At 44.6% G+C, this 3,579-nt stretch carries 6 protein-coding genes and 1 pseudogene; all 7 read right to left on the bottom strand.

The genetic code is table 11. The features are described from left to right. Positions 1-357, bottom strand: a 357-nt coding sequence (locus RP262_RS11150; protein WP_311155189.1) for a hypothetical protein, incomplete at its 3' end; no start/stop codon positions are given. 15 nt (positions 358-372) lie between these two features. Then, positions 373-1,107 carry a class I SAM-dependent methyltransferase gene (locus tag RP262_RS11145; protein WP_311155188.1) on the bottom strand — a complete coding sequence of 245 codons (735 nt, stop codon included), beginning with the start codon at positions 1,105-1,107 and terminating at the stop codon, positions 373-375. Between the two features lie 74 nt (positions 1,108-1,181). Next, positions 1,182-1,547 (bottom strand): ribosome silencing factor, encoded by a 366-nt coding sequence (gene rsfS, locus RP262_RS11140; protein WP_002901020.1) that lies wholly within the window; start codon positions 1,545-1,547, stop codon positions 1,182-1,184. A gap of 9 nt (positions 1,548-1,556) precedes the next feature. After that, entirely contained in the window at positions 1,557-2,159 is a 603-nt protein-coding gene (gene yqeK, locus RP262_RS11135; protein ID WP_002910414.1) for a bis(5'-nucleosyl)-tetraphosphatase (symmetrical) YqeK, read from the bottom strand. Further along, complete coding sequence (locus RP262_RS11130; protein ID WP_002910416.1) at positions 2,156-2,788, bottom strand: nicotinate-nucleotide adenylyltransferase; 633 nt, start codon at positions 2,786-2,788, stop codon at positions 2,156-2,158. The genes yqeK and RP262_RS11130 overlap by 4 nt, the downstream gene beginning before the upstream one ends. A 28-nt stretch (positions 2,789-2,816) precedes the next feature. Further along, the gene (gene yhbY, locus RP262_RS11125; RefSeq protein ID WP_002896287.1) at positions 2,817-3,128 is read right to left on the bottom strand and encodes a ribosome assembly RNA-binding protein YhbY; all 312 of its coding nucleotides are present in this window, start codon (positions 3,126-3,128) and stop codon (positions 2,817-2,819) included. Positions 3,129-3,235: 107 nt separating this feature from the next. Beyond that, positions 3,236-3,579 (bottom strand): annotated as a pseudogene (locus tag RP262_RS11120) (ribosome biogenesis GTPase YqeH); the annotation flags it as partial.

Below are 3,579 nucleotides of genomic sequence, written 5' to 3'. Positions count from 1 at the left end.
CCATAAACATTTTTTAGATTGTTTTGCATAAAGGCATAGTTTTTTGATAAAAATATAATCACTTGGATATTTTTCTTTAACCTTAGCTTCCAGTCTTAAATAAAAAAACCTAATTAAATCTATAACGAATAATACTGGTAGGATTATTACTCCTAGAATAAACCATAAACATTTTTTAGATTGTTTTGCATAAAGGCATAGTTTTTTGATAAAAATAAAATCACTTGAATATTTTTCTTTATCCTTAGCTTTCGGTCTTAATTTTTTTCTGTTGCTATTTTTGGAATAAAATTTCACAAAATAGAATAAAAAATATAAAAGAACTAGCCCAAATAAAATCAAATCATTTTTTGCCATGATAAATTCTTCTTTCTATTTCTCCGCCACAAAGAACCAGCGAGCGCTCTTGTCAGTTGGCTCCTTGTCCTCAAAGTCCGCATAAACCTTGACATTCTTAAAACCAGCCTGCTCCAGCAAGATATCATAGGTCAGAATCTCATAGGTCCGCTCCTCATGCACCTCATCGTGGCGCGTGAAGCGACCATCCTCATCTTGGACAAAGAAGGTCAACTCATGTACGATGGAATGAGGCGGTTCGTCCGCATAAGAATCCCAGACCATGGCAAAAGTTTCAGCATTTTCATGATAAGAATAGCCTGGAAAAACCTCATCAATCTGGTAAATCGAGTGCACGTCAAAGATAAAGCGACCGCCCTCATTTAGATGCTGGTAAACTTGAGTGAAGACCTGACTGACATCGGCTTCGTCCTCCATATAGCAAATCGAGTCTGAATAGCAAGTTACCAAATCAAACCGACCGACACCACTCAAATCCAGCATATTACCCTGGATAAAGGGAATGTCCAAACCGGCCTCTCTGCTACGCTTTTCTGCCAACTCCAGCATTTCCTGACTCAGGTCCAACCCCGTCACATCAAAACCTGCCTGCTTAAAATAAATAGACTGAATTCCCGTACCGCAGGCCAACTCCAGCAGCTTTTTCTTATCCTTGGGAAAATGACGCAGGCTGAAATCCGTCCACTTCTCATACAAAGAATCATCCATAATCGCATCGTAAACCGACGCGAAGGTTTCATAAGTTGCCATACTTTTCCTTTCAAAAATAGCCCAGCCAGCAGGCTGACTGAGCCGAATTCTGCTTTCTGCCTAAAGGCAAAAAATCACTTGTTTTTTTCTTCCAATAAGGCTGCAACATCCACACCAGTTGCTTCGTGCCATAACTTTTCCAGATTGTAATGCGCCCGCATTTCCTCTGAAAAGACATGGACGACCACCCCACCTAAGTCTAAGAGAACCCAGCCACCAGCTGCGTCTCCCTCAACATGACCAGCAGAAACACCCGCCGCCGCAGCTTTCTCACGGATATTTTCAGCGACTGCATCCAGCTGACGACTGTTCATAGAGCTGACGATGACAAAATAATCTGTCACGGTTGTCAGACCTTGCAAGTCCAAAGCCACAATATCTTCTGCACGCTTTTCATCGGCCGCCTTCACGACCAGTTCCAATAATTCTTGTTCTTTCATAGTTCCTCTTTAATTTTCTTCTATTTCCTTCAAATATCCTACAAAGGCATTGTAGGTCTCCAAGGTCTGCGGATAGATGGGCATTCCTTTGTGAGCTAAATGCTCCACCGTCCTTGCTGTTTCATAGGCCACAGCTTGATTGAGTGAGCGCTGAGCCAGCTCTCTGGCCTTGTCAACTCCCGGAAAGTCCCGGTTGTGCTCGATATAGTCAGCGACATAGACCACCTTGTCCAGCTCAGACATGGTGCCACTGCCCACTGTATGAACCTCGATGGCTCGCAGAATCTCAGTATCTTTGATGCCTAGATCTTCTTGGATCTTATAAATGCCCACCATGCCATGCCAGACATTGTTGCCCCAATTTTTCAGGTCAGGATCCAGTTGATATTTGTCAATCAAGGCCAGAAATTCCTCATCTGAAACCTTTTTGGCATAATCATGTAGGAGGCCTGCAAGACCAGCTTTTTCGACATCAAAACCGAAGTGCTCCGCTAATTCACGAGCAGCCTTTTCCACACCTAGACAATGCCGCAGGCGTTTCTCCGACATGACTGTTTCCATCTTAGCCAGCAAGGCCTCACGGCCCATACTGATATAGCTTTCATAGGTCATAGGTAAAGTCCTTCTTTCTCGATATAGTCTAAGACTGGCTGAGGCAGCAGGAAATTAGGAGTCCGCCCCTGAGTCAGGAAATCCCGTACCATACTGGAGGAAATATCCATAAGGGGTACATCCACCCAGATGACGGGGTAAGAAGTCCCTGCCTTGTAGCGTGGCCGCTGAACACCGACAAACTGAACCAGCTCAACCAGCTCATCAATCCGGTACCACTTGGGTAGATAGTCCACCATATCTGCACCGATGATAAAGTAATAGTCCGTATCGGGATGTTGCTCTGTCAAGAGCTTCATGGTGTCGTAGCTGTAAGAAATTCCCTTGCGTTCCAGCTCAATGGGCTCAATCCCTAATCCTGCAATGCCCTCGATAGCCAGCTCCAGCATTTTCAGCCGATGCTGCTCATCAATGGTCTCTTTCTTATCCACATGGGGCGGCTCGTACTCTGGCATGAGCAGGACCTGATCCAAGCCTAACTGTTGGCGGACCTGATCCGCCACGACCAAATGAGCATTGTGGACAGGATTGAAATTCCCACCTAAAATGCCAATCTGCTTGCGTTTTTTATCTTTAACTTCTGGTTCTAATTCCACCTTGGTAAAGGGGGTCAGTAATTCAATAGCCATAGGCTGATATCTCCACAGAAATTTTTCCTTAAATTTGCTTGACTTTGACAGAGAGTTTGCGATTTTCCTTTTTGCTGGACTGCTTGTAGAGAATCAAGATCCGGCCAATCTTCTGCACCGTATCCACTCCGATCTCTTCTTCCAGAATCTCAGCGACCTCGTGGATATTTTCATCCGTATTCTGCAAAAGCGTAACCTTAATCAGTTCTCGTGCGTCCAGTGCTTGACGTACGCTTGTTTTGATTTGGTCGTTGAGTCCATTTTTCCCTATCTGAATGATAGGTTTGAGACTATGTGCCTGACTGTTGAGAAAGGCCCGTTGTTTTGATGTTAGTGTCATGTTCTTCTATAAGGCTTGATACAGCTAGGATTCGCTTTACTCCCCACTATTCATGGCCTTTTCCTTCCTTATTTTAAGGGGATTTATTCCCCTTGGTGTCTTGAGTATTATATAATAGCTTTCCGAGTGACAACCGCCACACCCTCTGGCGCCCAACCAGCTACTCGGGCAGGACCACTGACGCGAATCCAGCCCAAACCTGAGAAGACGATATCTGTCTTGTCCTTGATGGTAAATTCATGCTTGACCAAAGCTGGAAATTCTTCCTTTTCCTTGCCAACGGGAGGTACTAAGAGACTGCCGACATGCTTGTCATAAAAATCACTAGCACCTTGCAACTTGGTCCGGTGGAGCTTAAGCTCATTGTCAAAATAAGCTGTGAAGCCCTGCTTATCGCCTGCCACAAAGTCAAAGCGACCTAAACCACCCAAAAAGAGGGTTTGCTCAGGAT

It is taken from the genome of uncultured Streptococcus sp., from assembly GCF_963456385.1.
Taxonomy (GTDB): domain Bacteria; phylum Bacillota; class Bacilli; order Lactobacillales; family Streptococcaceae; genus Streptococcus.
This window is presented reverse-complemented; position numbering and strand designations above follow the sequence as displayed.

What these genes read in the sequence shown, in the direction of transcription:
- yqeK (WP_002910414.1), bottom strand. Translation starts at nt 2,159, where the DNA reads ATGACCTATGAAAGCTATATCAGTATGGGCCGTGAGGCCTTGCTGGCT.
- rsfS (WP_002901020.1), bottom strand. Translation starts at nt 1,547, where the DNA reads ATGAAAGAACAAGAATTATTGGAACTGGTCGTGAAGGCGGCCGATGAA.
- RP262_RS11145 (WP_311155188.1), bottom strand. Translation starts at nt 1,107, where the DNA reads ATGGCAACTTATGAAACCTTCGCGTCGGTTTACGATGCGATTATGGAT.
- yhbY (WP_002896287.1), bottom strand. Translation starts at nt 3,128, where the DNA reads ATGACACTAACATCAAAACAACGGGCCTTTCTCAACAGTCAGGCACAT.
- RP262_RS11130 (WP_002910416.1), bottom strand. Translation starts at nt 2,788, where the DNA reads ATGGCTATTGAATTACTGACCCCCTTTACCAAGGTGGAATTAGAACCA.